This is a genomic window from Streptomyces sp. NPDC048734, assembly GCF_043198675.1.
In the GTDB taxonomy this organism is placed as follows: Bacteria; Actinomycetota; Actinomycetes; order Streptomycetales; family Streptomycetaceae; genus Streptomyces.
This window is the reverse complement of the sequence record NZ_JBICUZ010000007.1, coordinates 28,404-53,416: the sequence shown is the minus strand read 5'-3', so window position 1 is coordinate 53,416 and position 25,013 is coordinate 28,404. Positions and strand designations below refer to the sequence as shown.

The following is a 25,013-nucleotide window of genomic DNA, read 5'->3' as shown; positions in this document are numbered from 1 at the left end:
CGCTCCCCCGGAAGGGGGACCCCACCCGCCGCACCGGCCGAAGACCCGAGCACGCCCAGTACGAGGGCCTCCGGCCGGCACTCCCCCAGCCTCCGGCCGGCACCCCCTCAGCCTCCGGCCGGGGGTACCCCCGGAGCACGCACCGGCCGCCGCTCCTCCACGGGCGAACGCTGCCCGCCACGGCACTCGCTCGCCGAGCCTGCCCGGCGGAAAACGCGTGGTGGCGGAGGGGCAGGCCGGGCGACCATGGGGGCATGACGACCGAGCGCACCGAACCCGCCCAGAACGCCGACGAACGCGCCATGCTGGAAGGCTGGCTGGACTACCACCGGCAGACCCTCGCGTGGAAGTGCGAGGGCCTCACCGACGCCCAGCTCCGCACCGCGTCCGTGCCGCCCTCCGAGCTGTCCCTGATGGGACTGGTGCGGCACATGGCGGACGTGGAGCGCGGCTGGTTCCGCAGGGTCCTCGTGGACGACGGGGCCGGCCCGATCCACTACGACGACGAGGACCGCGACGGCGAGTTCCACCTCACCGAGCAGGACACCTGGCAGGAGGCGTACGCCGGCTGGCAGGCCGAGATCGCGATCGCCCGGCGCAACGCGGCCGGCTTCGGACTGGACGACCTCTCCCGTGGCACGAGCCGGTCCACGGAGGAGCCGTTCAGCCTGCGCTGGATCTACACGCACATGATCGAGGAGTACGCACGGCACAACGGCCACGCCGATCTGCTGCGCGAGCGGATCGACGGCGTCACCGGCGACTGACGACACGTCACTCCCGGCCACCGCGCGTCCTCCCCGAGTGGTACGGGATCACCCGTGTGGGGGATCCTCCGCCGGTGCGCCGTGCCTCGGCGGGCCGGAGCCAGCAGAGTGGCGCGGGTGCAGCGAACGACGACTACCGCGACGCTTCTGGTGACCGTGGCCGTCACGGCCCTCGCCGGATGCGTGACCGTCCGGTACCCGCCCGTACCCCGCCCGCCCGCGGGCCCGGCCCAGCCGTCCGAGGGGCGGGCCGGGACGCAGGAGGTGCAGGCACCGGCCCGGGAGGCCCTGGAGCTGGTCGGGACGGAGCCCGGGCGGGAGCCGAGCGCACCGGCGTCACCACGACGGACCGCGCCCGCGGCGCCGGCCGCGCAGCCTCCGTCCGCCCGCCACCGCCCACCGGCCCCGGCGCGCCCGGGACCGGCCCGGCCGGAACGCCGTCGCCCCGCGCAGCCGCGCGTCGAGGTCTCCGACGGGAAGGAGGGGGCGCGCGGCAACGCCGATGTGTGCGACCTCGGCCGGAAGTACGGGGGCTGGCGGCCTGGCAGCCCGGAGTCCGTGATCTGCGAGGGCGCCTACGGGCGTTGAGGCCCCGTCGCCCCGCCTACTCGGACCGGAGGTGGTCCTGACCGCCCTCCCCCAGCCGCAGCTCCATCCGGCTGATGGCCGCCCGCACGCCGTCGCCGTAGGTGTCGTCGCCGAGCCCCCTGGCCGCCCTGCGGGCCTTGCGCACATGAGTGCGGGCGGCTTCCGTACGGCCGAGTTTGACGTAGTCCGCCGCGAGGTTGAGGTGGAGCGAGGGGTACAGCGCCCGCACGGCGGGCGCCCGCTCGTGCTCCTCGGCCGCGGTCAGCGCTCTCAGGTCCCAGGTCAGTTCGTCGAACGGGTCGTCCTGGGTGTCGGCGAGGTAGTGGGCGACGGTACAGCGGTGCAGCGCGTCGCCCTCCTCGCCCAGCTCCTCCCACAGCTCCAGCAGGCGCCGTCCGGCCTCCTCCCGGTCTCCTCCGTGGTGCAGCATCACCAGCTGCCCGATCCGGGTCAGCACGGCGTCGGGCGCCGCCTGTTCCTGCCGATGCTCCGCCACGAACCCTCCTTGCGTTGTTGCGAAGACGCTAACCGCAGGCACCAAAGATCCCGGTCAGGCGGCACCGGGCCGGTCCGCCGGGGGCCCGGCCCGGTGAGGGTCAGGTCAGGTTCGGCACCGTCCAGTCGATCGGCTCGTGGCCCTGCCGGGCCACCGCCTCGTTGATCTGCGTGAACGGACGGGAGCCGAAGAACTTCTTCGCCGACAGCGGTGAGGGGTGCGCGCCCTTCACCACCACGTGCCGGGTCTCGTCGATCAGGGGCAGCTTCTTCTGCGCGTAGTTCCCCCACAGGACGAAGACCGCCGGGTCGGGCCGCTCGGCCACGGCCCGGATCACCGCGTCGGTGAACCTCTCCCAGCCCTTGCCCTTGTGCGAGTTGGCCTCACCTGCGCGGACCGTGAGGACCGCGTTGAGCAGCAGCACGCCCTGCTCGGCCCACGGCATCAGATAGCCGTTGTCCGGGATCGGGGTGCCCAGCTCGGCGTGCATCTCCTTGTAGATGTTGCGCAGCGACGGCGGGATCTTCACCCCGGGCCGCACCGAGAAGCACAGACCGTGTCCCTGGCCCTCGCCGTGGTAGGGGTCCTGCCCGAGGATCAGGACCTTCACCCGGTCGTACGGCGTCGCGTCGAGCGCGGCGAAGACCTCCTCGCGCGGAGGGTAGACGGGCCCCTTCGCCCGCTCCTCCTCGACGAACTCCGTCAGCTCCTTGAAGTAGGGCTGCTCCAGCTCGTCGCCCAGGACCCCGCGCCAGGTCTCGGGCAGCATGGCGATGTCGGTCACGTCAACGTCCTCCGTCGTGCGGTCACTTACCGGGCACAGAACCTACAGGTGACCACTGACAACGGCGTCCGCGGTGCGCCTACCAGCTGGTCTTGCGGGACAGCTCCCACACCATCATGATCGTCGACGGGTCCAGCGCCCGCTCGCCGCCGGAGACGTCCTCGTTCGCGGCGATGTACTGCTTGCCCTGCCACAGCGGCAGCAGCCGGGCGTCGTCGACGATGATCTGCTGGGCCTCCTGGAAGTCCTTCACCACGTTGGCGCGGTCGCTCTCCTGGCGGGAGCGGGGCAGCAGCACCTGGGTGATCTCCTTCGCCGGGTAGGGCGTGCCGAGCGCGTTCTGCTCGCCGACGAAGGGGGCGATGAAGTTGTCGGCGTCGGGGAAGTCGGGGGCCCAGCCGCGCCCGAACACCGGGTACTCGCCCTTCTGGTAGCCCACCACGTAGGTCTTCCAGGGGCGGCTCTTGAGGGTGACCTCGAACAGGTCCGAGGCCTCCAGCTGGGCCTTGATCTCCTTGAACTCCAGGGCGGTGTCGGAGCCGTAGCGGTCGGTGGTGTACCAGAGGGTGAGCGGCACGGGGGCGGTGATGCCGGCGTCGTCGAGGATCGAGCGGGCCTTGTCCGGGTCGGGGTCGCCGAAGTCGTCGAAGAAGCCGGTGGTGTGGCCGGTCAGGCCCTTGGGGACCATCGAGTACAGCGGGTCGACGGTGTCCTTGTAGACCTTGTGGGCGAGCGCGGCCCGGTCGATGACCTGGGCGACGGCCCGGCGCACGGCGAGCTTGTTCGACCACTTGTCCTTGGGGTTGAACACCAGGTAGTTGATGTTGCTGGCGGCACCCTCGACGAGCTGGAGGCCCTCGTTCTCGTCGCTCTTGTTCTCCAGCGCGACGATGTCGTCGGCGGCGAGCCCCTGGTAGGTGATGTCGATCTGTCTGCCCCGCAGGGCCTTGACCATCTCGGCGGAGTCCTGGAAGTAGCGGATGGTCACGGCGCCGTTCTTGCGGTCGGCGGCGCCCTTGTAGCGGTCGTTGCGGACGAGCTCCGCCCGGTCGCCCTCCTTGTAGGCCTTCAGGTCGTACGGGCCGGAGCCGACGATGCCGCCGTCCTCGCGCACCGCCTTGGCCGGGTAGTCGTCCGGGGCCACGAGGGACATGCCGGGGGTGGCGAGCACGAACGGGAAGGTGGCGTCGGCCTTGTTCAGCCGGAAGACGACCTCGCGGTCGCCGACGGCCTCGACCCGGTCGAGGCTGCCGAGCAGTCCCGCGGGGCCGGTGGGCGCGTTGATGGCGAGGATCCGGTCGAAGGTGTACTTCACGGCCTCCGCGTCGAGCTTGTCCCCGTTGGAGAAGGAGAGGCCCTCCCGCAGCTCGCAGCGGTACGTCCGGCTGCTGTTGTCGGTGAACTCGCAGGTGGCGGCGTCGGGCTGGGGCGTCGTCGCGCCGTTGGGGTACGACAGCAGCGTCTGGTAGACGTTGCGGAACAGCTCCCAGGAGCCGTCCCAGGAAGCGGCGGGGTCCAACGTGCTGGGGGCACTGGTGGTACCCACGACGATCGGCCCGGCGTCGTCGGAGCCTTCCTCTCCCAGGAGGCCGCACCCGGCCACCAGGGATATGGACACGATCGCAGCGACCTGCCGCAAGGATCGGTTCCGGTTGAACACGCGCACGCTCCTCGATCTGCCATGCCAAGGGTTGGCAGACCATACCGCAGCGCCACCCCGGCTGAACCCGTTCCAAACATCACGTTATGGATCACGGTGAATGACGACGTTGTCATGACACTGTGCGACGTTTCCACGGCCGCACGGGCGCCGCCTCCGGTGTCGGAGGCGGCGCCCGTGGCGGGTACGGCGGGGTCTCGTCAGGCCACGCCGGCGTTGAGGAAGATGCCGCCGTCGACGACGAGGGTCTGACCGGTGACCCAGTCCGACTGCTCCGAGGTGAGGAACGCGGCGGCGCCCCCGATGTCGGAGGGCACGCCGAGCCGGGCCAGCGGGTAGGCGGCGGCCGCCTCGGCCTCCCGGCCCTCGTACAGGGCCTGTGCGAACTTGGTCTTCACCACGGCCGGGGCGATGGCGTTGACCCGCACCTTCGGCGCGAACTCGTGCGCCAGCTGCTGCGTCAGGTTGATCATCGCGGCCTTGCTCACGCCGTACGCCCCGATGAAGGGTGAGGGCGCGAGGCCCGCGACGGAGGCGATGTTGACGATCGCGCCGCCGTTGTCCTTCTGCCAGGCGTGCCAGGTGCGCTGGGCGAAGCCGAGCGCCGAGATCACGTTGGTCTCGAACACCTTGCGCGCCACGTCCAGGTCGAGGTCGGCGATCGGCCCGAAGACCGGGTTCGTACCCGCGTTGTTGATCAGGTGGTCGACGCGACCGAAGGCCTCCATCGTGCGCTCGACGGCGACCGCCTGGTGCGCCTCGTCGTGGGCCTTGCCGGCGACGCCGATGACGCGGTCGGCGCCGAGCTTGTCGACGGCCTCCTTGAGGGCGTCCTCGTTGCGTCCGGTGATGCAGACCCGGTCGCCGCGGGCGATGAGCGCCTCGGCGATGCCGTAGCCGATGCCGCGGCTGGCGCCCGTGACGAGGGCGACCTTGCCGGAGAGTGCGGGCAGTTCAGTCATGTCCGTGATCCCTGGTGGTCTAGTTGAGCGGTCCGCCGGCGACGTACAGCACCTGGCCGGAGACGAAACCGGCGGCCTCGCCCGTGAAGAACGCGATCGCGTTGGCGATGTCGTCGGGCTCGCCGACGCGCGCCACCGGGATCTGGGTGGCGGCGGCGGCCTTGAACTCCTCGAAGCCCATGCCGACGCGGGCGGCGGTCGCAGCCGTCATGTCGGTGGCGATGAAGCCCGGGGCGACGGCGTTGGCGGTGATGCCGAACTTGCCCAGCTCGATGGCGAGGGTCTTGGTGAAGCCCTGCAGACCGGCCTTGGCGGCGGAGTAGTTGGCCTGGCCCCGGTTGCCGAGCGCGGAGGACGAGGAGAGGTTGACGACCCGGCCGAAGCCGGCGTCGACCATGTGCTTCTGGACCGCCTTGGTCATCAGGAACGAGCCGCGCAGGTGCACGTTGAGCACCGTGTCCCAGTCACCGGCGCTCATCTTGAACAGCAGGTTGTCGCGGAGCACACCCGCGTTGTTGACGAGGATCGTCGGGGCGCCCAGTTCCTCGACGACGCGCGCGACGGCCGCCTCGACCTGGGCCTCGTCGGAGACGTCGGCACCGACCGCGATCGCCCGGCCGCCCGCGGCGGTGATCTTCTCGACGGTGTCCTTGCAGGCGGCCTCGTCGAGGTCGATCACCGCGACCGCGCGGCCCTCGGCGGCCAGCCGTACGGCGGTGGCGGCACCGATGCCGCGCGCCGCGCCCGTGACTACTGCGACCCGCTGCTCTGTGGTGGACATTGCTGCTTCTCCTCGCCCTCGAGAATGTACGTCCGTGTGGGGAGCGACCGTCCTGATCACCGTCGACTCGGTGAGCGACCGCTTAGTACCTTCGGCAGACGTGACGCTAGAAGCCTTGGCATCCGGTGTCAACGCCACACGGGGGCGGTGTGATCCATCACCCGGCCGCTCACCTCACCAGGAGGTCCAGGAGGCGGTCGGTCTCGGCCGCGGGATCGGTGGTGAGCCCGGTGTGCACGGGCCCCGGCTGGACGACCGTCGAGCGGGGGGCGATCAGCCAGCGGAACCGCCGCCCGGCGTCGTCGTGCGCCGCCTGTCCGGCCGCCTCTCCGCCGCCGCACACCTTCTCCACGGCGCGCAGCGCGGCACGCACCCCGGCCACGTCCACGTCCGGGTCCAGCGCCAGCAGCCGGGCCTCGTCGAGGTGGGTGCGGGCGCCGACGTAGCCCTGGGCCCGGCAGTAGACGAGGACGCCGGCGTTGATGCACTCGCCGCGCTCCACGCGGGGCACGATCCGCAGCAGGGCGTACTCGTAGACGTCCCGCTCGTTGGCCTCGCTGGCCCTGATGATGTGGCGCTCGTTCACCGGTCCCTCTCGATGCGTTCGTGGATGACGGCGGCGCGCGCGAGGAGGGGTGCCGCGTAGGCACGCCGGAGCGCGTCCGGGGTGTCGAAGCCGGGCTCGCCGGTCAGCCAGGCGTCGGGGATCCCGGCGGTGACCTCGGCGAGGAGATCGGCGGTGATCAGGGGTGCCAGCTCGGTCGCGGCGGCCTCGACGTCCGGGCGGAAGCGGGCGAGGGCGTGGTCCGTGGCGTCGTAGGGGCGGGCCGCGGAGGCCTCGGCGGAGGGCCAGTTGTGGTGCCAGATCATGGTGGCGCCGTGGTCGATGAGCCACAGGTCGCCGCGGTGCACCAGCAGGTTGGGATTGCGCCAGGAGCGGTCGACGTTGTTGACCAGCGCGTCGAACCAGACGATCCGCCCGGCTTCGGCGGGATCGACCGGGAAGGCGAGCGGGTCGAAGCCGAGGGCTCCGGACAGGAATTCCATGCCGAGGTTGGTGCCGCCGCTGGACCGCAGGAGGTCCTGCACCTGCTGTTCGGGTTCGCCGAGGCCCAGCACGGCGTCCAGCTCCACGGTGACCAGGCGCGGCACCCTCAGTCCCAGACGGCGGGCGAGTTCTCCGCAGACGACCTCGGCGACGAGTGTCTTGCGGCCCTGCCCGGCGCCGGTGAACTTCAGGACGTAGGCGGCGAGGTCGTCGGCCTCGACGAGACCCGGCAGCGAACCGCCCTCACGCAGGGGCGCGATGAAACGGGTCGCGATGACTTCCTTCAGCATCGCCCCAGGCTACTGGGGTCGCGCGGACCCGCGGGGCCCTGCCGACAGCTCCGCGACAGCTGTGACTTACGCCCCGCTCATCCCGGACGGGTCAGGATCTCGGCACTGCCCGGACGGGCGCGAGCGCCGCTGAACGGGCGGCATCCGTGGCCCGTACCTCTCGGCACACCGTCGAATCCAGTCGAAGGGAACCCAGCATGACCAGCGCATCGTTCCACTCCGCCCCGGGACCCGCCCGCCGCACCGTCGTGGCGGCCGCCGGAGCCGCGGGGCTCGCCGTCGCGCTGACCGCGTGCGGAGGCTCCGACGACGACTCGTCCGCTTCGGTGGACTCCTCGGGAGCGGCCGGCACCACCGGCGGTTCCGGGTCCGCGAGCACCGGCGGAGGGGCCGCGGCGGGTGCGGCCCTGACGACGACCGCGGACATCCCCGAGGGCGGCGGCAAGGTGTTCGCCGATCAGAAGGTGGTCGTCGTGCAGCCGAAGGCGGGTGAGTACAAGGCCTACTCGGCGGTGTGCACGCACCAGGGCTGCGCGGTGAAGAGCATCGCGGACGGCGTCATCAACTGCCCCTGCCACAACAGCAACTTCTCCATCACCGACGGCGGCGTCAAGAGCGGCCCGGCGACGAAGTCCCTGCCCGAGGTGGCGATCAGCGTGAGCGGTGACTCGATCACACTGGCCTGACGCGACCGCCCCGGCGCGCGGGGACAGCCGCCGTTGCGCGGGCGGGGGAGGAGAACTCATCCTGTGCGGGCGGACCGTCCCTTTCCGACGTGATGCCAGAGATGCCTCCGGCACGACGTGCGTGACGCGGGGGAAGCCGAGAGAGAAGAGGGATGGATGACCGTCGCCCAGCGCAGGGGCCGGAAGATCATGATGTCGCCGGGCGAGGTGAGCGCGTTCCTCACCACCCAGCGCACCTGCCGGGTGGCCACCGTGTCCGCCGACGGCGCCCCGCACGTGAGCGCCCTGTGGTTCCTGTGGGACGGCTCCGCACTGTGGCTGTACTCCGTGGTGCGCAGCAGACGCTGGGCGGACCTGCGCCGGGACCCACGGGTCGCGATCGTGGTCGACAGCGGCGAGGAGTACGAGTCGCTGCGGGGCGTGGAGCTGTCCGGCACCGTGGAGTTCGTGGGCGAGATCCCGCGCACCGGGGAACTGTGCGCCGAACTCGACTCCGTGGAGACGCTGTTCGCCCGCAAGAACTTCGGTCTGGACGCCATACCGCACGACGGACGGCACGCCTGGGTGCGGCTGCGCCCGGAGAAGATCGTGTCGTGGGACTTCCGCAAACTGGCCGACCTGTAGGGCCCGCGGGGCCTGTAGGGCCTGCGGGGCCTGTAGGGCCTGTAGGGCCTGCGGGGCCAGCGAGGCCAGCGAGGCCAGCGAGGCCAGCGAGGCCAGCGAGGCCAGCGAGGCCAGCGGGAATGGAAGCAGCCGGCGTCCGTCGCGTCGGCCGGCGTCCGGCCGGTGCCGACCCGGACCGTCGGCGGCCGGCCGGTGTCAGCCGAGGTCGTCGGCGGCCGACTTCAGCGCCCGCACCGCCGCCCTGATCGACGGGCGGCGGTCGGCGTCGGCCCGCCACAGGGCGTAGACGTGCCGGCGCAGCCGCTGCCGGAGCGGGACCATGACGACTCCCTCCGGCACCGGGTGGCGTCCGAGCAGCGGGGCGATGCACACGCCCAGACCGGCGGCCACCAGCCCGAGTTGGGTGTGCGTCTCGGCCGCCCGGTGGCCGACGATCGGTTCGACGCCCCGCGAGCGGAGCGTGAACATCAGCCACTCGTGGCAGAACTCGCCGTCGCCCCAGGTGATCCACTCGTCCCCGGCGAACTCCCCGAGGTCCACCTCGTCCCGTCCCGCGAGCGGATGTCCGGTCGGCATCGCCACGTCGGCGGGGTCGTCCAGGATCGGTGCCTTGACCAGCCCGTCCGGCACCGGCATCGGCTTGTTGTACCAGTCCAGGACGACGGCGAGATCGAGGTCGCCGCGGATCACCCCGGCGATGCCGCGCTCCGGCTCCAGCTCGCTGGAGCGCACGCGGAGCCCGGGGTGTTCCCCGCGCAGACCGGCGAGCGCGGTGGGGAACAGCCCGCGCGCGGCGGTCGGGAACGCCGACAGTCTCAGTTCCCCCACCACCTGGCCGCGCTGGGCCTCCAGGTCCGACTGGGCCAGCTCGACCTGGGACAGGATGCGGGCCGCGTGGTCGGCGAGCAGCCGGCCCGCGTCCGTGAGCCGGACGCCCCGCCCGTTCTTGGCGAGGAGCTGCTGGCCGACCTCGCGTTCCAGCTTGGCCATCTGCTGCGAGACGGCCGAGGTCGTGATGTGCAGCCCCGCGGCGGCGCCGCTGACCGAGCCGTGCCGGGCGAGGGCGTCGAGGGTGCGCAGGCGCTCCAGATTCAACATGTAAGCGATGCTACGAAATATCGCTCGCACATTCTCGCTTGTGCTACGACGTTGTTGTCGGGGACGGTGAGGACCATGACCACCGCCACCACCACGGGCTCTCCGTCCGCACCCGCGTCCGCGGCCACCTCCACGTCCGGGGACGTCCGGCCGTCCGACCGGCCCCGCCGCACCCTGGACTGGCGACTGCGCTTCGGGTTCCTCTCGCTGATCTGGGGCTTCAGCTTCCTGCTCATCAAGGTGGGCACGGGGAGCTACGCGCCGTTCCAGGTCACGCTCGGCCGGCTGGCGTTCGGAACGGCGGTGCTGGCCGTCGCCATCGCGGTGAAGCGGGACCGGCTGCCGCGGGGGGCCCGCACCTGGGCGCACCTGACCGTCGCCGCGCTCCTCCTGAACGCGCTGCCGTTCTCCTTGTTCGCCTACGCGGAACTGACCATCCCGTCCACCCTGGCAGGCATCTGCAACGCGACCTCGCCGCTGTGGGGCATGGCCCTGTCCCTGGTGGCCCTCTCCGAGGACCGGCCCACCCGGGTCAGGGTGGCGGGCCTGGGCCTCGGCTTCCTCGGCGTGCTGACGGTCCTGGGCGCCTGGCAGGGCTTCAGCGGACTCGACGCCCGCGGCACGGCGCTGGCACTGCTGGCCTCGCTGAGCTACCCGATCGGATGGATCTACGTCCGCCGCACCCTGGCCGGCACCGGCAGTTCGGCCCTGTCCATGACCGGCGCCCAACTGTTCCTGGCCACCCTGCAACTCGCCGTGGTCACACCGCTGTTCACCACGTTCCCGGCACGCTTCCCGCTGCTGCCGCTGCTGGCGGTCGCCGCCCTGGGTGTCCTGGGCACCGGCCTGGCCCTCCTCATCCAGTACGGCCTGGTCACCGAGGTCGGCCCGACGACCGCCCAGATGGTCACGTACTTCATCCCGGTCATCGCGACGGCGGCGGGCGTGGCCCTGCTCGGCGAGTCCCTGACCTGGTCGACACCGGTGGGAGCGGTGATCGTCCTGGCGGGAGCGGCACTGACACAGGTGCGGGGCAAGGCGTAGCAGCGGGGTGGGGGCGCCGGGGAGGGGCGCGCGAAAGGAGTCGCGGGGAACGGTGCGACCGGCGACGACGTCACCGGCGCACGCGCACGCAGGTGACGCAGCCCGCCGACGCACGTGGTGTGGCCCGCCCGCGCCGCCCGTTCCCCGCCGACGCACGCGACGCGGCCGTCCGCTCCCCCGCCCCTCGCCGACGCACGCGACGCGGCCACCCCCTCCCCCGCTCCGCGCCCGAGCGCCCCGTTCGCGAGCCCTCCCCGCACCCGGTAGCGCCGCTCTCCTCTAGACGATCCCCCGCCCACTGCCCACCCGTACCGCCGAGGCCACCGCGTCCGCCAGCGCCTCCACCTCCCCCTCCGCCAGCGTCGACACGGTGATCCGGATGCCGGGCGGAGCCGCGAGCCGGAACCGCGCGCCGGGCGCGACCGCCCACCCCGCGCGCAGCAGCCGCGCCACCGCCCCGGTCTCGTCGGGGACCGGGATCCACACGTTCATCCCGCTGCGGCCCCGCGCCGCGACCCCCCGCCCGGCCAGCGCGCCGATCAGCGCGTCCCGGCGCCTGCCGTACGCCCCCGCGACCGCCGCGGTGTCCACCGCGCCGTCGGCCCACAGCCGTACGACGGCGCGCTGGGTGATCCTGCTGACCCAGCCGGGCCCGAGCCGCTGGCGCCCGCGGACCCGGTCGAGGGTGACCTCGTCACCGGTGAGGACGGCGAGCCGCAGATCGGGGCCGTAGGCCTTGGCGACGGAGCGGACGAAGGCCCAGTGCCGGGTGACGCCCGCGAGGGGGTGCAGCGGCAGGTCGACGATCCGGTGACCGTGGTCGTCCTCGACGAGCAGGGTCCCCGGGTGCCGGCGCAGCACGGCCCGCAGGGCACGCGCGCGTGCGGCGCCGAGCACGGCGCCGGTGGGGTTCTGCACCCGGTCGGTCACGATCAGGGCGCGCGCACCGGCCCCCAGGGCACGGTCCACGTCCTCCGGGAGCGGTCCGTCGTCGTCGACGCCGACCGGGACCGTGCGCAGGCCGAGTGCCGGGACGAGGTCGAGGAGCGAACCCCAGCCGGGGTCCTCGACGGCCACCGTGTCGCCGGGTCTGAGGTGCGCGGCGAGCACCCGCTCGACGGCGTCGAGCGAGCCGGAGGTGACGGCCACCGACCCGGCCGGGACCCCGTCGGCGTCCAGTTCGGCGCGGGCCAGCCGCGCCAGTTCGGGCTCGACCGGCTCGTCCCCGTAGAGGACCGGTTCCCGGTCGCCCCGGTCGGCGGCCCAGGCGAACGCCGGCCCGAGCGGCGGCAGCAGCGCGGGGTCCGGATTGCCCGCCGACGCGTCCCGCACCCCCTCCGGCACGTCCACCCGGATGAACTCGCGGCCGGTCGTGGCCGGCTTGGACCGCACCCTGCTGCCCCGTCGGCCGTCGGTCTCGATCACCCCGCGCTCGCGCAGGGTGCGGTAGGCGGCCGCGACGGTGTTCGGGTTCACCCCGAGCCGCTCGGCCAACTCCCGCATCGGGGGCAGAAGTCGCCCGGGCTCCAGCTCACCGGCGCCCACCGCCCGCTCGACGCTCGCGGAGATGTCGGCCGCGCGCCGTCCTTTGATCGGATACTCTCCTAGCACAAACATCATTATGCACTAGTGCAATGGAGAACGCCATGCAGGGGACCACGCAGCCGCAGGGGACCGCACCGTCGACGACGCCGCCCGCCGCCTACACCCCGAGCGACCGTACGGTCCCCACCCGCTCCGCCGAGAGGGCCTCCTACGACAAGGACCTGGTGCACGCGATACTCGACGAGGGTTACGTCTGCCACCTGGGCTTCGTCCGCGACGGCGCGCCGGTGGTGCTGCCCACGCTCTACGGCCGGGTCGGCGAGACGCTCTACGTGCACGGGTCGACGGGCTCGCGCCCACTGCGGATGACGGGACAGGCCGACCCGGGCCTGCCGGTCTGCCTGACGGTGACGCACGTCGACGGACTGGTCCTGGCCCGCTCGGCCTTCCACCACTCGGTCAACTACCGTTCCGTCGTCGTGCACGGCATCGCCCACGACGTGACCGACCGCGAGGAGAAGCTCACGGCCCTGGACGCCCTGGTGAACCACGTCGTCCCCGGCCGTGCAGCCGACTCCCGGCCCGCGAACAGGAAGGAACTGGCCGCCACCGCGGTCATCCGCATCGACCTGAACGAGGTCTCGGCCAAGACCCGCACCGGCGGCGTGAACGAGGAGCCCGAGGACCTCGCCCTCCCGCACTGGGCCGGCGTGGTCCCCCTCCGCAAGGGCTACGACACGCCCGTCCCGGAGGCCGACCTGCTGCCCGGCACCGAACTCCCCGCCTACCTCAGGGCCTTGTGATGCTGATCCATCCCTGGGACGCGCCTCGCGACGACGCCGAGTGGCAGCGGTGGCTGGCCGCGCGCGACTTCGGCCAGCTCGCCGTCAACGGCCTTCCGGGCGACCCCCCGTGGGTCCAGCCCCTGCACTTCGCCTACGACGCCGACCGCGGCGAGGCCGTCACCCACCTCGCCCGGCCGAACCCCCTGTGGGCGGCCATGGAGGCCGACCCCGAGGTCGTGCTCAGCGTGGTCGACGACCACGTGTACGTTCCCGGCCCCTGGCAGGCACCGCCGGAGGGACCGGCCGAGCACGGCACCCCGACGAGTTTCTACACGGCGGTCCAACTGCGCTGCACGGCCCACCCGGTCGACGACCCCGAGGCCAAGGCCGACCTGCTGAACCGGCAGATGGGCCACTTCCAGCCGGAGGGCGGCTCCGCGCGGGTCGCGGTGGGCGAGGTGCCGTACGGCCGTCCGCTCTCCGGGATCCGCGGGATCCGGCTCGAGGTGACGGGCGTACGGGCCAAGTTCAAGTACGCGAACCACCGGCCCGCCGAGACCCGGGAGCGCATCGCGGCGGGCCTCGCGGCGCGCGGCGGCCCGGGGGACGCGGCGGCACGCGAGCACCTGCTGCGCCGCGGACCCGGGACGTGACCGCGGGGCGGCGGCGGGAGCCGCGTCCGGGACGGCTCCACCGGCGCACCGGACGGCTCCACCGGCGCGCCGGGCGGGGGTCGGGCGGGTCGGGCGGGTCGGGCGACACACCGGGGCCGCGTGGCGCGCCCGGCGGGAATCCGGCCCTCTCGGCCCCTCTCAGGTCGCCGTCCCGCGGGCGGACAGCTCCCGCTCCGGGCCGCCGGCGGCCACCGGGTCCGGGGAGCCCTTGGCGGGAGCGGACGACTGGGCGATGAACGCGCCCAGCAGGACGACCGCGCCCCCGACGATCTGCGGCGCCGAGAGGTGCTCGCCGAGCAGGACCCAGGCCAGCACGGTGGCGATGACCGCCTCCAGACAGGCCACGACACCCGCCACCTGCGGGGAGAGCCGGCGCACGGAGACCACGCCGGTGACGTACGCGACGACCGTGGCGATCAGTACGATCCAGCCGAGCAGGAGCCAGGCCGGGACCTCGGTACCGTCCATGGCGGCGTCACCCGCGAGCACCGACCAGTCCATGCCCCACGGACGGGCCACCGCCGTCAGGACGACGGCGCCGACGAGGAGGCCGTAGGCGATCACGCCGAGCGGGTCGGGGGCGTCGTCACCGCAGTCGCCGCCCTGGTCGGAGAGGACGAAGTAACCGACCTGACAGCAGGCGGCGGCCAGGGCCAGGGCCAGGCCGAGGGCGTCGAAGCCGAGCCCCGACCAGACCTCGACGACACAGGCGAGCCCGCCCACGGCGAGGACCACGCCGAGCGCGGCGGCCCGCGTCACCGGCCGCCGCTGCACGAACCGCACCCAGCCGAGCACGAGGGCGGGCGCCAGGTACTCGACGAGCAGGGCGACGCCGACGGGGATGCGGGAGATGGAGGCGAAGTAGAACGCCTGGACGCCGGCCACGCCGAGCAGTCCGAACCCGGCGAGCAGCGCGGGACGGCGGCGTGCCAGTGCGCGGTGGCGCACCGCCAGCGGCAGCATGACCAGGGCCGCGCCCGTCACTCGCAGCCACACCACGTGCAGCGGGTCGAGTCCCGCCTCGATCAGCGGCTTCGCCGCCACTCCGGATCCGCCGAAGGCGATGGCCGACCCGACCGCCAGAGAGAGCCCGATGCCCTTTCCGCGACTGACCTGACTGTTCACAGACGTACGCACCGGCACATGATGACAGGCCACGACATGACCGTCACCCCGGTTGACACCTGTCTCAGCCGCTGGACGGGGAAGGGGCCCGGTCAGGGCGCGTCGCCGTCGCCGGCGTAGTCGTCGAAGCCGTCGTCGATCCGGGCGCGCACCTCCCGCGGGTCGATGCCGGCCCGGCCCAGCACCTCGACGGCGCGGGCCTGCGGGTCGGCGAGGATCGCGGCGAGCAGGTCGACACCGCGGGCGACGCCGCGCGCACAGGGGGGCCGGCCCTCGTCGGGGGTGCGAAGTCCGGAGCGCCCGGCGGCACTGGCCCGCGCGTGCCGCAGCGCGGCGGAGGCGAGGGGGGAGAAGCCCTCGGCGGCCGTGACGACGGGCAGGGTGCCGGAGTCCTCGACGCCGCCCTGCCAGCGCAGGCCGTAGCCGATGCTGCGCTGGACGAGATAGCCGAAGAGACGGGCGAGCCGCGGCCCCCCGCCGAAGGCGGCGCACACCTCGGGGTCGCTCTCCAGGAGGGAGTGCAGCAGGTGCGCGGTGTCGATCTGCCGGTCGCCGTCCCGGACGGCCCGCCGGCGAGCGCCCTCGACCGCCGCCGCCAGCTCGGCACTGAGCCCGGCGTCGTCTTCCATGGCCCGGAACGCGTGGTCGCGGACCGGCTGCCGGGGGATACGGGGTTGCACATCCTCCACCCCATCAGTCCCGGCCGGCCGGGTCATCCACGGAGGGAACCATCTTCGCGTCCCGCACAGAGCCGACAGCGGGCGCCGAAATCTCCTCCTCACGGATGAGATCAGGCCGTTTTCGCACCAGCGGCGCGCGCCGCCTCGCCTCACGGCCCCGCGGACGCCCGCCGTCACGTCACGGGGACGCGGGGAGCGGGTGCCGCCCCCGGTGACTCCGCACCGGCGTCTCCGCGGGCGGCCCGAAGACGCCGGAAGCGGGCACGGCCTTCCGGCGGAGAAGCGGAAGGCGCCTGGCCGAGTCCTCCGCCAGGCGCCTTCGCTCTCGTACGGACCAGCGGTCAGTCCTCGTCGGCGAGGATCAGGTACAGCTTCTTGCGGGCGTCGTTGACGACCGCGAGCGCCTTCTCGCGCTGTTCCTTGCTGCCGGTCTTCCAGACCTGCCCGAAGGCCTCCATCAGACCGAAACCGGCCTGCCTGATCTCACCGAGCGCCTCCCAGTCGACCCCGCGGGAGGCTTCCTCCCAGGGGGCCTCGGGCCCCTCCTCGGCCGCCGTACGGCCCGCGTCGGTGAGCGAGAACAACTTCTTGCCACCCTCCGACGCACTGCTGATCAGGCCCTCGTCCTCCAGCAGCTGGAGGGTGGGGTACACCGAGCCGGGGCTCGGCTTCCACGCCCCGCCGCTGCGCTCGGCGATCTCCTGGATCATCTCGTAGCCGTGCATGGGCCGGTCCTTCAGCAGCGCCAGGAGCGAGGCCCGCACGTCACCGCGCCGCGCCCTCCCCCTGGGTCCGCCCCGCCCTCGACCGCCCCAGGGTCCCGGCCCGAAGCCGCCACCGGGACCGCCGGGGCCGAATCCCGGACCACCCGGACCGAAGGGCCCGAAGGCCGCCCGGCGCCCGTCGAAGCCATCCCGGCCACCCCCGCCACGCCGGGAGAAGCCGTCCTGCCCATGTCCACGCTCGTATCCGTGGGTACGCATCGCCATCACTCCATTCATTCATTCATTCGTTGATCGATCGCGATACGTAAACGATATATCGGAACAGTTCGCATGGCAAGACCCCCCCCCGCCGCGGAACCCCGGGATCCCGGTGAACGGCACGCGCCAATACGGTGGGCCGATGACGCCGATCAAGAAGTTCCAAGTCACCTTCGACTGCGCAGAACCTGAGCGCCTCGCTCGTTTCTGGTGCGAGGTGTTGGGGTACGTCGTACCGCCGCCGCCGGAGGGGTTCGCCACCTGGGACGACTTCAAGGGCTCGCAGCCACCCGAGCAGCGGGATTCCTGGTTCGCCTGCGTCGACCCCTCAGGTGTGGGCCCACGGCTGTACTTCCAGCGTGTCCCCGAGGGGAAGGCCGCCAAGAACCGTGTGCATCTCGATGTGCGGGTCGGCACCGGACTCGTGGGGGAAGAACGCCTCGCCGCACTCGAGGCCGAATGCGCACGGTTGGTCCCGCTCGGCGCGGTACACGTGCAAACGCTGTACGACGGCGACGACGCGTGCATCCCGATGCTGGACATCGAGGGCAACGAGTTCTGCATCGACTGAGGGCCGCGGGCGTGTCCCCGTTCCGTCCCCCGTCGCGATGCATCCGGTCGTCGCAGGTCGAAGACCCTTCTCGGACCAGATCGTCTGCGCCGGGACGGCAAGGCCCCGCACGACGGCGTCCGGCATGGCAGGGCTTCGCCGCGCCGAGGCCCGGCACCGGACGGGACCTCGTCCCGTCCGGTGCCGGATCAGGCCGGGGCCGGCTCCAGCGGAGTGAAGGGGAACATCTCGTCACCGTCGGGCTGCACCACACCACCCGTGCTCTCGGGGACCGCGTTCCAGGCGCCGGGGAGGTCACCGAGGGGCTCGGACACGATGAGGCGCGTGGTGTCGGAGACCTCTTGCAGGAACTCCACATCGGGGTGGAGGGCGCGCAGGGTGTCCACCCGGGTGCTGTAGAACAGCGACCGCGAGGTCTTCTGGCTGGAGTAGCGGAACGCCCACAGCCGCTCCCCGTCCGTCACGGCCACCGTCATCTGCAGCGGGAACTCGACCCCGTGCTCGTGACCGGTCCGCTCCACCAGGCCCGCCATGCGCGCGACGGCGCTCGGCGGGTCCTGTTCCAGACCGAGGGTGAGCGCCAGGTAGAACATCATCTCGGAGTCCGTGGAGCCCTCCATGTCGAGGAACAGCGCCGGGTCGACGGCCAGCGCCAGGTCCCGCCGTATCCGGTGGAACTCGGCGATCGCACCGTTGTGCATCCACATCCAGCGGCCGTGGCGGAACGGATGGCAGTTGGTCTGCTGCACCGCGGACCCCGTCGAGGCGCGGATGTGGGCGAAGAAGAGGGAGGAGCGGACGTGGCCCGCGATCTCCCGCAGGTTGCGGTTGCTCCAGGCCGGGCCGATGTCACGGACGACCGCCGGGGTGCTCAGGTCCGGTCCGTACCATCCCACTCCGAAGCCGTCGCCGTTGGTCGTCTCGACGCCCATCCGGGAGTGCAGGCTCTGGTCGATCAGTGAGTGCGTCGGCTTGTAGAGGATCGTCTCGAGCAGGACGGGCGTACCCGAGTAGGCGAGCCATCGGCACATCGCGCGCTGCCTTCCTGGCCGTTCGGACGCGCGCGGGTGGCCGTCGTCCCCGCGCGCGGGCGGATCGCTAGCGCAGCGAGGCGGTGTCCGACCGTGACACGCACAGACCCCAGATGACGAACCCGGAGAAGGCGATCATCACGACGGACCAGACCGGGTAGTACGGCAGCGACAGGAAGTTGGCGATGATGATGAGTCCCGCGATGGCCACGCCGGAGACCCGTGCCCACATCGATCCCCTGAAGAGTCCCATGCTGACGAGCACGGCCACCACGCCGAGCGCCAGGTGGATCCAGCCCCAGCCGGTGAGGTCGAACTCGAAGACGTAGCTGCGGGTCGTGACGAAGACGTCGTCCTCGGCGATCCCCATGATGCCGCGGAAGATGTCCAGGATCCCCGCGAGCATGAGCGTCACGGCGGCGAAGATCGTCAGACCCTCGGCCCACTGCTGCTTTGCGGTCCCGGTGTGCGAAGAGTGCGTCGCGCTCATACCGTCGCCTCGATTCGGATGTCGTGGATTGTCAGCGGCCCAGGGCGGAGGCGGAGGCCGCGGGGCCGGGAGCGGGGCGGTCGGGGCCGGTTCCGTCACACGCTACGGCGGGCGCGACACGGGATGACCCCGATCACCCTCCTCGAGCCCGGCACGGCGTTCACCGCCGCCTCTCGTCAGGCCATGGGCACCGCTTCCCCCAGCATCCCAGCGTGCCGGTGAGTCCGCGCGGTGGAGGCTTCCCCGCCGGGTCGGCACCCCGTGCCGCACGCCACCGGGCCCGGACGGCGCGTCCGGCGTCCGCCACCCGACGGGCCGCCTCTCACGGTCTGCCGGTCTGCCGGTCTGCCTCCGCGCCGGGTGAAGCCCGGGGCTCGAGGATCCACACGGCCGTCGTGCGGTTCCCGGCAACGGGCGGGCGACGGACCTGCCGATGGGCCCCCGGAGGCCAGTACCGTCCGCGGGCGGCTCCCGGGACCGGGACAGCCCGCCGAGGGAGCTTCCCGGCGTGCGCGAGACGGACTCGCCGTACCGGCCCGCGGGCCACGTCCCGTGTCCCCGGTCCGCGACCCGCGGTACCTCAGGCGCCCCGCCCCAGCCGCTCCCGGTACCACTCGGCCGCGTCCGGGAGGCGGCTCAGCGGGCCGGGGCCCGGTGGCTCGGCCGTCAGTTCCCAGATCTGGTCGGCGCGGTACCAGTGATCGCGGCCGACCAGGGCGAACTGGCGTTCCGAGGCCCGGCCGGGGGTGGCCCGCAAGCGCTCCAGGCAGGTGGCCCACGGCCAGTCGGCGTCGGGGCGGGGCGGCAGCACGCCGTACCGCGCGAGCACGGCCAGCAGGTCGCCGACGCGCACGGGGGCGGGGTGGCCCGCGTGGTACACGCCGGGCGGAACCGGGTGGGGGCCGGCGGCGACCGCGGCGACCAGGCGGGCGAGATCGCCGACGTCGATCACCGACAGCAGGGCGCGGCCGCCGTCCCACGCGGCCGGCACCCGCTCGACCAGCTCCCGCAGGCCCGGCACGACCCACCGGTCCCCGGCCCCGAGCACGAGCCCCGGCCGCAGGACGACCGCGCCGGCCTCTCGGGCGGGTGCCTCCCCGGCCAGCCGGGTCCGGCTCACAGTGGAGACCGGCTCGGCCGGTGTCTCGTCCACGGCGATGCCCCGGTGCGGGCCGGCGCCGTACACCGCGGCCGTCGACAGGTGCACCACGCGGCGGGCGCCGGCCCGCCGGGCCTCCGCCATCAGCGCCCGGGTGCCACCGACGTTGACCGCCTCGCACAGCCGCTCGTCCGCGCCGACGTACGAGGCCAGGTGGACGACCGTCCGCGCGCCCTCGCACAGACCGCGCACGGCGTCCGGGTCGGTCAGATCGCCGCGCACCCACTCGACGGCCCCGGCCCCCGCCCCGTCGCCGGGGACCGTGCGGACCAGGGCACGCACACGGACTCCCCGGTCCAGCAGCGCGCCGAGCACGTGGGACCCGATGAAGCCGGTCGCCCCCGTCAGCACGAGGGGGCCCTCGTCACTCCTTGCCGTGGTGCCGTTCAGGGCAGTGTCCTTCCGCCGGTCGTCGCGCCTGCCGGGGCCGTTCGCCCCACCGCGATCAACGTCCGGGCGGGCGCGGCCGGTTCCCCGACCGGTCCAGCACTCGCCGATTGGCCTTGGCCCGCCGACGCTCCCGGCGCCTACCGTCGCCGCATGCGGATTCGTATCGTCGACGCCTTCACCGACCGTCCCTTCGCCGGGAACCCCGCCGGGGTCCTGCTGCTCGACGCCTTCCCTGGCGACGACCGGCTCCAGAACGTGGCCCTCGAGGTCAACCACGCCGAGACGGCCTTCGCCCACCCGCTGCCGGCGGGCGGCGAGGCCGACTGGGCGCTGCGCTGGTTCACCCCCGCCACCGAGGTGGCGATGTGCGGTCACGCCACGCTGGCCACCGCCCACGTCCTGCACAGCACGGGCACCCACGCGGGACCGGTGCGGTTCGCGACCCGCAGCGGGGTGCTCGTGGCGTCGCCCGCCGAGGACGGTTCGATCACCCTGGACTTCCCGACCGCCCCCCTCACCCGCGTGGAGGTTCCGGAGGGGGTCGCCGAGGCACTGGGCGCCGAACCGCTCACGGCCTTCGACACCGGCCCGAACGTGGGCGACCTGCTGGTCGAACTCGCCGACGAGCACACCGTCCGCGCCCTGCGCCCCGACCACCGGGCCCTGCGCGCCCACTCCGCGCGCGGCGTCATCGCCACCGCCCGTGCCGAACGCCCCGGATTGGGACACGACTTCGTCTCCCGCTGTTTCTTCCCCAACATCGGCATCGACGAGGACCCGGTCACCGGCAGCGCCCACACGGCCCTGGCCCCCTTCTGGTCGGAGAGGCTCGGCCGTGCCGAGCTGACCGGCCTGCAGGCCTCACCGCGCTCCGGGCACGTCCGCACCACGCTGCGCGGCCCGCGCACCCTGCTCGGGGGCCGCGCGGTGACCGTCATCGAGGGCGACCTGCTCGCCTGACCTTCCCGGCCGGGGGACGTACGGCCCGCGCTCACGCCGTGGGCAGCCAGTCGACCCTGCCCGCCAGCAGCGCGTACCCGACGAAGGCGCCGATGTCGAGCAGGGCGTGCGCGGCGACCAGGGGCCCCACCCGGCCCCAACGCCGGTAGAGGTACACGAACACCACGCCCATCACCATGTTGCCGACGAACCCGCCGATGCCCTGGTAGAGGTGGTACGAGCCGCGCAGCACGGAACTGGCCGCCAGCGCCCCGACCGGCGTCCATCCCAGCTGTCCGAGGCGGCGCAGCAGATAGCCGACCACGATGACCTCTTCGAGGATCGCGTTCTGCAGCGCCGACAGGATCAGCACCGGATACTTCCACCACACGTCGGGCAGGGCCTCGGGAACCACCGTGAGGTTGAAGCCGAGGCCGCGGGCGGCCAGGTAGAAGGCGATGCCGGAGCTGCCGATGACCGCGGCGATCGCGGCGCCGCGGCCGAGGTCGGACCAGGGGCGGGTGCGGTCGAAGCCGAGGGCGCGCAGGCCCTGCCCCTCGCGCAGCAGCAGGTGCGCGACGAGCGCGACGGGGACGAGCGCGCTGGCGATCCCGAACAGCTGCCAGGCGAGGTCGAGCCAGGGACGGCCCGGCGCGGCCGAGGCGTTGAGGGTCGCCGCCTGGTCCTTCAGGCCGCCCGGCTTCGTGACCGATCCGACGAAACTGATCAGGGCGGACACCCCGCTCGCGCCCAGCGAGACAGCCAGGACGAGCAGCGTCTCGTCCCGGAGGACCCGCCGGGAGAACCGCTCCTGCGGAAAAGAATCAGCCACCTGCGGGGCCTCCACCTTCACACCTGCCGCACCACCATCGGACGTCACAGCTTGCCCGATCCCCACGGTGCGACCGGCGGCGCCCCCGCGTCCCGGGGCAGCACACCCGGGGCCCCGCGCGGAACGGCGGTGCCCCCGTGCCCCCGTGCCCCGTGCCCCGGGACCGTCACCCCGCGGGAACGGGCTCCGGCAGCCCCACCGGCCAGGTGTGCGCGGGCTCTCCCCGATGGCTCAGCTCCGCGTACCGCCGGGTCGTCGCCGCCAGGGCCGCGTCCCTCGGCAGCCCCGCCTCCAGCGCGGCGCGGAAGGTCGCCACCTGCCAGCTCGCGCCGTTGGTCCGCAGCCGGCACCGCTCCTCGATGACTCCCAGGTAGAGGTCGCGGTCGGCCGGTTCCACCCCCCACGCGTCCAGCCCGGCCTCGGCCAGCGGCAGCAGTTCGTCGCGTACGAGGCTCACCGCGTCGACCTCCGCGACACCGCCGAGCCGGCCGCGCCGGGGCCAGCGCAGCCGGGCGTCGATGCCGTGGCGGCAGGCCGCGTCGAAGTTCTCGGCGGCGGTCTCGAAGGGCATCCGGGTCCACACCGGCCGTGACTCCTCGGCCAGGGCACGGACCACGCCGTAGTAGAAGGCCGCGTTGGCGACGACGTCGGTGACGGTCGGGCCGGCGGGCAGGACGCGGTTCTCGACGCGCAGGTGCGGGACGCCGTCGGCGACGTCGTAGACGGGGCGGTTCCAGCGGTACACGGTGCCGTTGTGCAGGACCAGCTCGGCGAGCCTGGGGGTGCCGCCCGCCGCCAGGACCTGCGCCGGGTCCTCGTCATCGCGGATGGGCAGCAGGGCGGGGAAGTAGCGCAGGTTCTCCTCGAACAGCTCGTACGCGGAGCTGATCCAGCGCTCGCCGAACCAGGTCCGCGGGCGCACTCCCTGTGCCTGCAGTTCCGGCGGCCGGGTGTCGGTGGCCTGCTGGAACAGCGGCGGCCGGGACTCGCGCCACAGTTCGTGGCCGAAGAGAAACGGTGAGTTGGCGCCGATGGCGATCTGGGCCGCGGCGACGGCCTGCGCGGCGTTCCACACGTCGGCGAAGCGGCCCGGCGTGACCTGGAGGTGCAGCTGCACGGACGTGCAGGCGGCCTCGGGGACGATCGACTTCGAGGTGCAGGACAGGTGCTCGACGCCGTCGATGTCGAGCGTGAACTCCTCGCCGCGAGCGGCCACGATCTGGTCGTTGAGGAGCGTGTAGCGGTCGACCTCGGAAAGGTTGGAGGTGACCAGGTCGTCACGGTCGAGAGTCGGCAGAATACCGATCATCACGATTCCCGCGTCGACCTCCCCGGCTTTTCGGTGGGCATATGCCAGTGACGTACGGAGTTCCTCGGCGAGCCGGTCGAATACCCGGCCGCCCAGGCGGTGTGGAGCTATGTTCACTTCCAGATTGAACATGGCGAGTTCTGTTTGGAAGTCCCGGCTGGCGATCCGCTCCAGCACTTCCCCGTTCAGCATTTTCGGCAGACCGTCCGCGCCGGCGAGATTCAGTTCGATCTCCAGCCCCATGAGATTCTTGGGGCGGTCGAAGCGCTGCTGGGCCAGCAGTCGCTCCAGCACCGACAGGCACTGGCGCAGCTTGTCTCGGTAGCGCTGGCGATCGGACAGGTCGAACCCGCCCGCCACGACCTTCTCCCCCATCGGGCGTCCCTCCTCGCGTGGGCGGTCCGAGGATCCGGCCGCCGGTGTGCCGGGGTCAGGTGGGATGATGCCCAACCCCGTCGATCGATAACGTCACCTACCCGGCATCACACCCGCTACTCTGGCCAAAGTCGCCCGGAGGTGACCGGAGGCACATTCACGGGGCATGAAGCAAAGGGCCGATTCACGAACTCGGGATCTCGTGAAAAGCCGACGGGAATAGGCCGACCGCTGCACCTGCATATCCTGAGGTCATCGAGGCGCACCCCGCTCCGAATCGGGATGATTCACACGTACCGCCGTCCGAATGGAATCTTGACGGGTATCCCGGGAGCGGCTAGGCGAAACACAGTCTGAACACGTGTCGTATAAACTCCGCGGACAAGGCAGAGAAGGTGGGCACCCGCGGTCGAAGGAGCCTGTCGTCGTCTACGGGACGGAGGCAGGCCGCAGGCGCAGCCTCCGTTCCCAGACCCCGGCCCCCTGCCTCTTTGACCTCACCCTGAGAGCTGACAGCGCTGTCCGCCCCACCCACGCCCTCGTGCCACCGTGCCTGTCCAATGAGAGGCGACCCACCATGCCGCTGCATGTCCCCCCGGCTCCCGCGCCCGCCCTGCGCTCCGTCCTCACGGCACTGGGTTCTCCCACCGCGGTCCGCGAGGCGAGGACTCCCGCCCTGCGTACCGCACAGGGGCCCGTCACCCCCGAACTTCCGCTGCCCGTGCACGTCCTGGACCGGATCGCCTCCGAGGGCACGTCCGCGACCAGGCTGGCCGGCTGGCGCTTCCTGATCCGCTGCGGAGACCGGTCGCTGGCCGCGGCCGAGACCCGGCTGACCCCGGACGGCTGGGCCTTCTCGCACTTCTTCGAGGGCCCGTACCTCGCCTCCACCGAACTGGCCCTGCGCCAGGCCGAGTCGACGACACAGCCGTACCAGGCGCGCCTGCTGTCCCTGCCCGGCCTGTACATGCTCACCCTGTGGCTGCACGGCGACTGCGCCTCGGACGGCACCTCCGGGCATCCGGCGGCGACCGACCTCCTGGTGCCGCTGGCCCCGGCGCCGCCCGGCATCGCCGCGCACCGCCCGCACCGGGTCGCCGAGTTGCTGCCGGTGCTCAGCCTGCGGGTGACCCGGCCGCCGCTGCTCGGCTCGCCGGCCTGACCGTCCGCCCGCGGCGTGGGGGGGGGGGGGCCCCCCCCCGCCGCGGGGGGGGGGGGGGGCGCGCGGCGGGGCGCCCGCCCGCCCCCCCCCCCGCCGCCCGGCCCCCCCCCCCCCCCCCCCCCCCCCCCCCCCACC

General features: G+C 72.8%; 26 protein-coding genes. 9 read left to right on the top strand and 17 right to left on the bottom strand.

The features are described from left to right. Positions 1-254 precede the first annotated feature (254 nt). Positions 255-767 carry a DinB family protein gene (locus tag ACGFQC_RS19695; protein WP_363089883.1) on the top strand — a complete coding sequence of 171 codons (513 nt, stop codon included), beginning with the start codon at positions 255-257 and terminating at the stop codon, positions 765-767. Between the two features lie 604 nt (positions 768-1,371). On the opposite strand, the gene ACGFQC_RS19690 is transcribed toward ACGFQC_RS19695, so the two are convergent. From ACGFQC_RS19690 to ACGFQC_RS19660, 7 genes are all read right to left on the bottom strand, one after another. Beyond that, on the bottom strand, positions 1,372-1,851 hold the full coding sequence (locus ACGFQC_RS19690; RefSeq protein ID WP_363089884.1) for a hypothetical protein: 480 nt from the start codon (positions 1,849-1,851) through the stop codon (positions 1,372-1,374). 100 nt (positions 1,852-1,951) lie between these two features. Continuing rightward, positions 1,952-2,635, bottom strand: coding sequence for a uracil-DNA glycosylase (ung, locus tag ACGFQC_RS19685; RefSeq protein WP_363089885.1), 684 nt, complete (start codon positions 2,633-2,635; stop codon positions 1,952-1,954). Positions 2,636-2,714: 79 nt separating this feature from the next. Then, positions 2,715-4,295: an ABC transporter substrate-binding protein gene (locus ACGFQC_RS19680; protein WP_363089886.1), complete on the bottom strand. Its 1,581-nt coding sequence runs from the start codon at positions 4,293-4,295 to the stop codon at positions 2,715-2,717. A 200-nt stretch (positions 4,296-4,495) separates the two neighbouring features. Beyond that, on the bottom strand, positions 4,496-5,257 hold the full coding sequence (locus ACGFQC_RS19675; RefSeq protein ID WP_363089887.1) for an SDR family oxidoreductase: 762 nt from the start codon (positions 5,255-5,257) through the stop codon (positions 4,496-4,498). Between the two features lie 19 nt (positions 5,258-5,276). Continuing rightward, complete coding sequence (gene fabG, locus ACGFQC_RS19670) at positions 5,277-6,038, bottom strand: 3-oxoacyl-ACP reductase FabG (RefSeq protein WP_363089888.1); 762 nt, start codon at positions 6,036-6,038, stop codon at positions 5,277-5,279. A gap of 169 nt (positions 6,039-6,207) precedes the next feature. Then, positions 6,208-6,624: a DUF3037 domain-containing protein gene (locus ACGFQC_RS19665; RefSeq protein ID WP_363089889.1), complete on the bottom strand. Its 417-nt coding sequence runs from the start codon at positions 6,622-6,624 to the stop codon at positions 6,208-6,210. Then, positions 6,621-7,376, bottom strand: a complete 756-nt coding sequence (locus ACGFQC_RS19660) for a HipA family kinase (RefSeq protein WP_363089890.1) — start codon at positions 7,374-7,376, stop codon at positions 6,621-6,623. Before ACGFQC_RS19660 ends, ACGFQC_RS19665 begins: the two co-directional genes overlap by 4 nt. A gap of 197 nt (positions 7,377-7,573) precedes the next feature. On the opposite strand from ACGFQC_RS19660, the gene ACGFQC_RS19655 reads away from it, so the two are divergent. Further along, on the top strand, positions 7,574-8,062 hold the full coding sequence (locus tag ACGFQC_RS19655; RefSeq protein ID WP_363089891.1) for a Rieske (2Fe-2S) protein: 489 nt from the start codon (positions 7,574-7,576) through the stop codon (positions 8,060-8,062). Positions 8,063-8,218: 156 nt separating this feature from the next. Further along, complete coding sequence (locus tag ACGFQC_RS19650; protein WP_363089892.1) at positions 8,219-8,686, top strand: pyridoxamine 5'-phosphate oxidase family protein; 468 nt, start codon at positions 8,219-8,221, stop codon at positions 8,684-8,686. Positions 8,687-8,881: 195 nt separating this feature from the next. Here ACGFQC_RS19650 and ACGFQC_RS19645 read toward each other — a convergent pair whose 3' ends face one another. Continuing rightward, positions 8,882-9,784, bottom strand: a complete 903-nt coding sequence (locus ACGFQC_RS19645) for a LysR family transcriptional regulator (RefSeq protein WP_363089893.1) — start codon at positions 9,782-9,784, stop codon at positions 8,882-8,884. 75 nt (positions 9,785-9,859) lie between these two features. Between ACGFQC_RS19645 and ACGFQC_RS19640 the strand changes: the two genes are divergently transcribed. Beyond that, a complete protein-coding gene (locus ACGFQC_RS19640; RefSeq protein WP_363089894.1) occupies positions 9,860-10,828 on the top strand; it encodes a DMT family transporter in 969 nt (322 codons plus the stop codon). Between the two features lie 279 nt (positions 10,829-11,107). Here the strand turns inward: ACGFQC_RS19640 and ACGFQC_RS19635 are convergent, their stop codons facing one another. After that, the gene (locus ACGFQC_RS19635) at positions 11,108-12,439 is read right to left on the bottom strand and encodes an aminotransferase class I/II-fold pyridoxal phosphate-dependent enzyme (RefSeq protein WP_363089895.1); all 1,332 of its coding nucleotides are present in this window, start codon (positions 12,437-12,439) and stop codon (positions 11,108-11,110) included. A 35-nt stretch (positions 12,440-12,474) separates the two neighbouring features. Here ACGFQC_RS19635 and ACGFQC_RS19630 point away from each other — a divergent pair, with 35 nt between their 5' ends. Both ACGFQC_RS19630 and ACGFQC_RS19625 read left to right on the top strand, forming a co-directional pair. Next, positions 12,475-13,176: a pyridoxamine 5'-phosphate oxidase family protein gene (locus ACGFQC_RS19630; RefSeq protein ID WP_363089896.1), complete on the top strand. Its 702-nt coding sequence runs from the start codon at positions 12,475-12,477 to the stop codon at positions 13,174-13,176. After that, positions 13,176-13,811 (top strand): FMN-binding negative transcriptional regulator, encoded by a 636-nt coding sequence (locus tag ACGFQC_RS19625; RefSeq protein WP_363089897.1) that lies wholly within the window; start codon positions 13,176-13,178, stop codon positions 13,809-13,811. The genes ACGFQC_RS19630 and ACGFQC_RS19625 overlap by 1 nt, the downstream gene beginning before the upstream one ends. A gap of 159 nt (positions 13,812-13,970) precedes the next feature. Here the strand turns inward: ACGFQC_RS19625 and ACGFQC_RS19620 are convergent, their stop codons facing one another. The 3 genes from ACGFQC_RS19620 to ACGFQC_RS19610 form a co-directional block, all read right to left on the bottom strand. Beyond that, positions 13,971-14,975 carry an EamA family transporter gene (locus ACGFQC_RS19620; protein ID WP_363089913.1) on the bottom strand — a complete coding sequence of 335 codons (1,005 nt, stop codon included), beginning with the start codon at positions 14,973-14,975 and terminating at the stop codon, positions 13,971-13,973. Between the two features lie 74 nt (positions 14,976-15,049). Then, the gene (locus tag ACGFQC_RS19615) at positions 15,050-15,637 is read right to left on the bottom strand and encodes a Clp protease N-terminal domain-containing protein (RefSeq protein ID WP_363089898.1); all 588 of its coding nucleotides are present in this window, start codon (positions 15,635-15,637) and stop codon (positions 15,050-15,052) included. Positions 15,638-15,978: 341 nt separating this feature from the next. Beyond that, positions 15,979-16,620, bottom strand: a complete 642-nt coding sequence (locus ACGFQC_RS19610; RefSeq protein ID WP_363089899.1) for a PadR family transcriptional regulator — start codon at positions 16,618-16,620, stop codon at positions 15,979-15,981. A 142-nt stretch (positions 16,621-16,762) separates the two neighbouring features. Between ACGFQC_RS19610 and ACGFQC_RS19605 the strand changes: the two genes are divergently transcribed. After that, positions 16,763-17,191, top strand: coding sequence for a VOC family protein (locus ACGFQC_RS19605; RefSeq protein ID WP_363089900.1), 429 nt, complete (start codon positions 16,763-16,765; stop codon positions 17,189-17,191). A gap of 188 nt (positions 17,192-17,379) precedes the next feature. Here ACGFQC_RS19605 and ACGFQC_RS19600 read toward each other — a convergent pair whose 3' ends face one another. The 3 genes from ACGFQC_RS19600 to ACGFQC_RS19590 all read right to left on the bottom strand — a co-directional run bounded on the left by ACGFQC_RS19600 (position 17,380) and on the right by ACGFQC_RS19590 (position 20,222). After that, entirely contained in the window at positions 17,380-18,222 is an 843-nt protein-coding gene (locus ACGFQC_RS19600) for a class II glutamine amidotransferase (RefSeq protein ID WP_363089901.1), read from the bottom strand. A gap of 67 nt (positions 18,223-18,289) precedes the next feature. Further along, entirely contained in the window at positions 18,290-18,712 is a 423-nt protein-coding gene (locus tag ACGFQC_RS19595) for a hypothetical protein (protein ID WP_363089902.1), read from the bottom strand. Between the two features lie 580 nt (positions 18,713-19,292). Continuing rightward, positions 19,293-20,222: an NAD-dependent epimerase/dehydratase family protein gene (locus tag ACGFQC_RS19590; RefSeq protein WP_363089903.1), complete on the bottom strand. Its 930-nt coding sequence runs from the start codon at positions 20,220-20,222 to the stop codon at positions 19,293-19,295. Positions 20,223-20,411: 189 nt separating this feature from the next. On the opposite strand from ACGFQC_RS19590, the gene ACGFQC_RS19585 reads away from it, so the two are divergent. After that, positions 20,412-21,221: a PhzF family phenazine biosynthesis protein gene (locus tag ACGFQC_RS19585; RefSeq protein ID WP_363089904.1), complete on the top strand. Its 810-nt coding sequence runs from the start codon at positions 20,412-20,414 to the stop codon at positions 21,219-21,221. Positions 21,222-21,252: 31 nt separating this feature from the next. Here ACGFQC_RS19585 and ACGFQC_RS19580 read toward each other — a convergent pair whose 3' ends face one another. After that, positions 21,253-22,053, bottom strand: a complete 801-nt coding sequence (locus ACGFQC_RS19580) for a type II CAAX endopeptidase family protein (RefSeq protein WP_363089914.1) — start codon at positions 22,051-22,053, stop codon at positions 21,253-21,255. Positions 22,054-22,198: 145 nt separating this feature from the next. Further along, positions 22,199-23,716 carry a glutamate--cysteine ligase gene (locus ACGFQC_RS19575; protein ID WP_363089905.1) on the bottom strand — a complete coding sequence of 506 codons (1,518 nt, stop codon included), beginning with the start codon at positions 23,714-23,716 and terminating at the stop codon, positions 22,199-22,201. Between the two features lie 577 nt (positions 23,717-24,293). On the opposite strand from ACGFQC_RS19575, the gene ACGFQC_RS19570 reads away from it, so the two are divergent. Then, the gene (locus ACGFQC_RS19570) at positions 24,294-24,878 is read left to right on the top strand and encodes a hypothetical protein (protein ID WP_363089906.1); all 585 of its coding nucleotides are present in this window, start codon (positions 24,294-24,296) and stop codon (positions 24,876-24,878) included. The last annotated feature ends 135 nt before the right edge of the window (positions 24,879-25,013 follow it).

Bases quoted from the DNA above. Each gene is read 5' to 3' on its own strand.
- ACGFQC_RS19675 (WP_363089887.1), bottom strand. From the start codon at position 5,257: ATGACTGAACTGCCCGCACTCTCCGGCAAGGTCGCCCTCGTCACGGGC.
- ACGFQC_RS19630 (WP_363089896.1), top strand. From the start codon at position 12,475: ATGCAGGGGACCACGCAGCCGCAGGGGACCGCACCGTCGACGACGCCG.
- ACGFQC_RS19570 (WP_363089906.1), top strand. From the start codon at position 24,294: ATGCCGCTGCATGTCCCCCCGGCTCCCGCGCCCGCCCTGCGCTCCGTC.
- ACGFQC_RS19695 (WP_363089883.1), top strand. From the start codon at position 255: ATGACGACCGAGCGCACCGAACCCGCCCAGAACGCCGACGAACGCGCC.
- ACGFQC_RS19640 (WP_363089894.1), top strand. From the start codon at position 9,860: ATGACCACCGCCACCACCACGGGCTCTCCGTCCGCACCCGCGTCCGCG.
- ACGFQC_RS19650 (WP_363089892.1), top strand. From the start codon at position 8,219: ATGACCGTCGCCCAGCGCAGGGGCCGGAAGATCATGATGTCGCCGGGC.
- ACGFQC_RS19610 (WP_363089899.1), bottom strand. From the start codon at position 16,620: ATGCGTACCCACGGATACGAGCGTGGACATGGGCAGGACGGCTTCTCC.
- ACGFQC_RS19595 (WP_363089902.1), bottom strand. From the start codon at position 18,712: ATGAGCGCGACGCACTCTTCGCACACCGGGACCGCAAAGCAGCAGTGG.
- ACGFQC_RS19645 (WP_363089893.1), bottom strand. From the start codon at position 9,784: ATGTTGAATCTGGAGCGCCTGCGCACCCTCGACGCCCTCGCCCGGCAC.
- ACGFQC_RS19600 (WP_363089901.1), bottom strand. From the start codon at position 18,222: ATGTGCCGATGGCTCGCCTACTCGGGTACGCCCGTCCTGCTCGAGACG.
- ACGFQC_RS19625 (WP_363089897.1), top strand. From the start codon at position 13,176: ATGCTGATCCATCCCTGGGACGCGCCTCGCGACGACGCCGAGTGGCAG.
- ACGFQC_RS19605 (WP_363089900.1), top strand. From the start codon at position 16,763: ATGACGCCGATCAAGAAGTTCCAAGTCACCTTCGACTGCGCAGAACCT.
- ACGFQC_RS19585 (WP_363089904.1), top strand. From the start codon at position 20,412: ATGCGGATTCGTATCGTCGACGCCTTCACCGACCGTCCCTTCGCCGGG.
- fabG (WP_363089888.1), bottom strand. From the start codon at position 6,038: ATGTCCACCACAGAGCAGCGGGTCGCAGTAGTCACGGGCGCGGCGCGC.
- ACGFQC_RS19575 (WP_363089905.1), bottom strand. From the start codon at position 23,716: ATGGGGGAGAAGGTCGTGGCGGGCGGGTTCGACCTGTCCGATCGCCAG.
- ACGFQC_RS19655 (WP_363089891.1), top strand. From the start codon at position 7,574: ATGACCAGCGCATCGTTCCACTCCGCCCCGGGACCCGCCCGCCGCACC.
- ACGFQC_RS19660 (WP_363089890.1), bottom strand. From the start codon at position 7,376: ATGCTGAAGGAAGTCATCGCGACCCGTTTCATCGCGCCCCTGCGTGAG.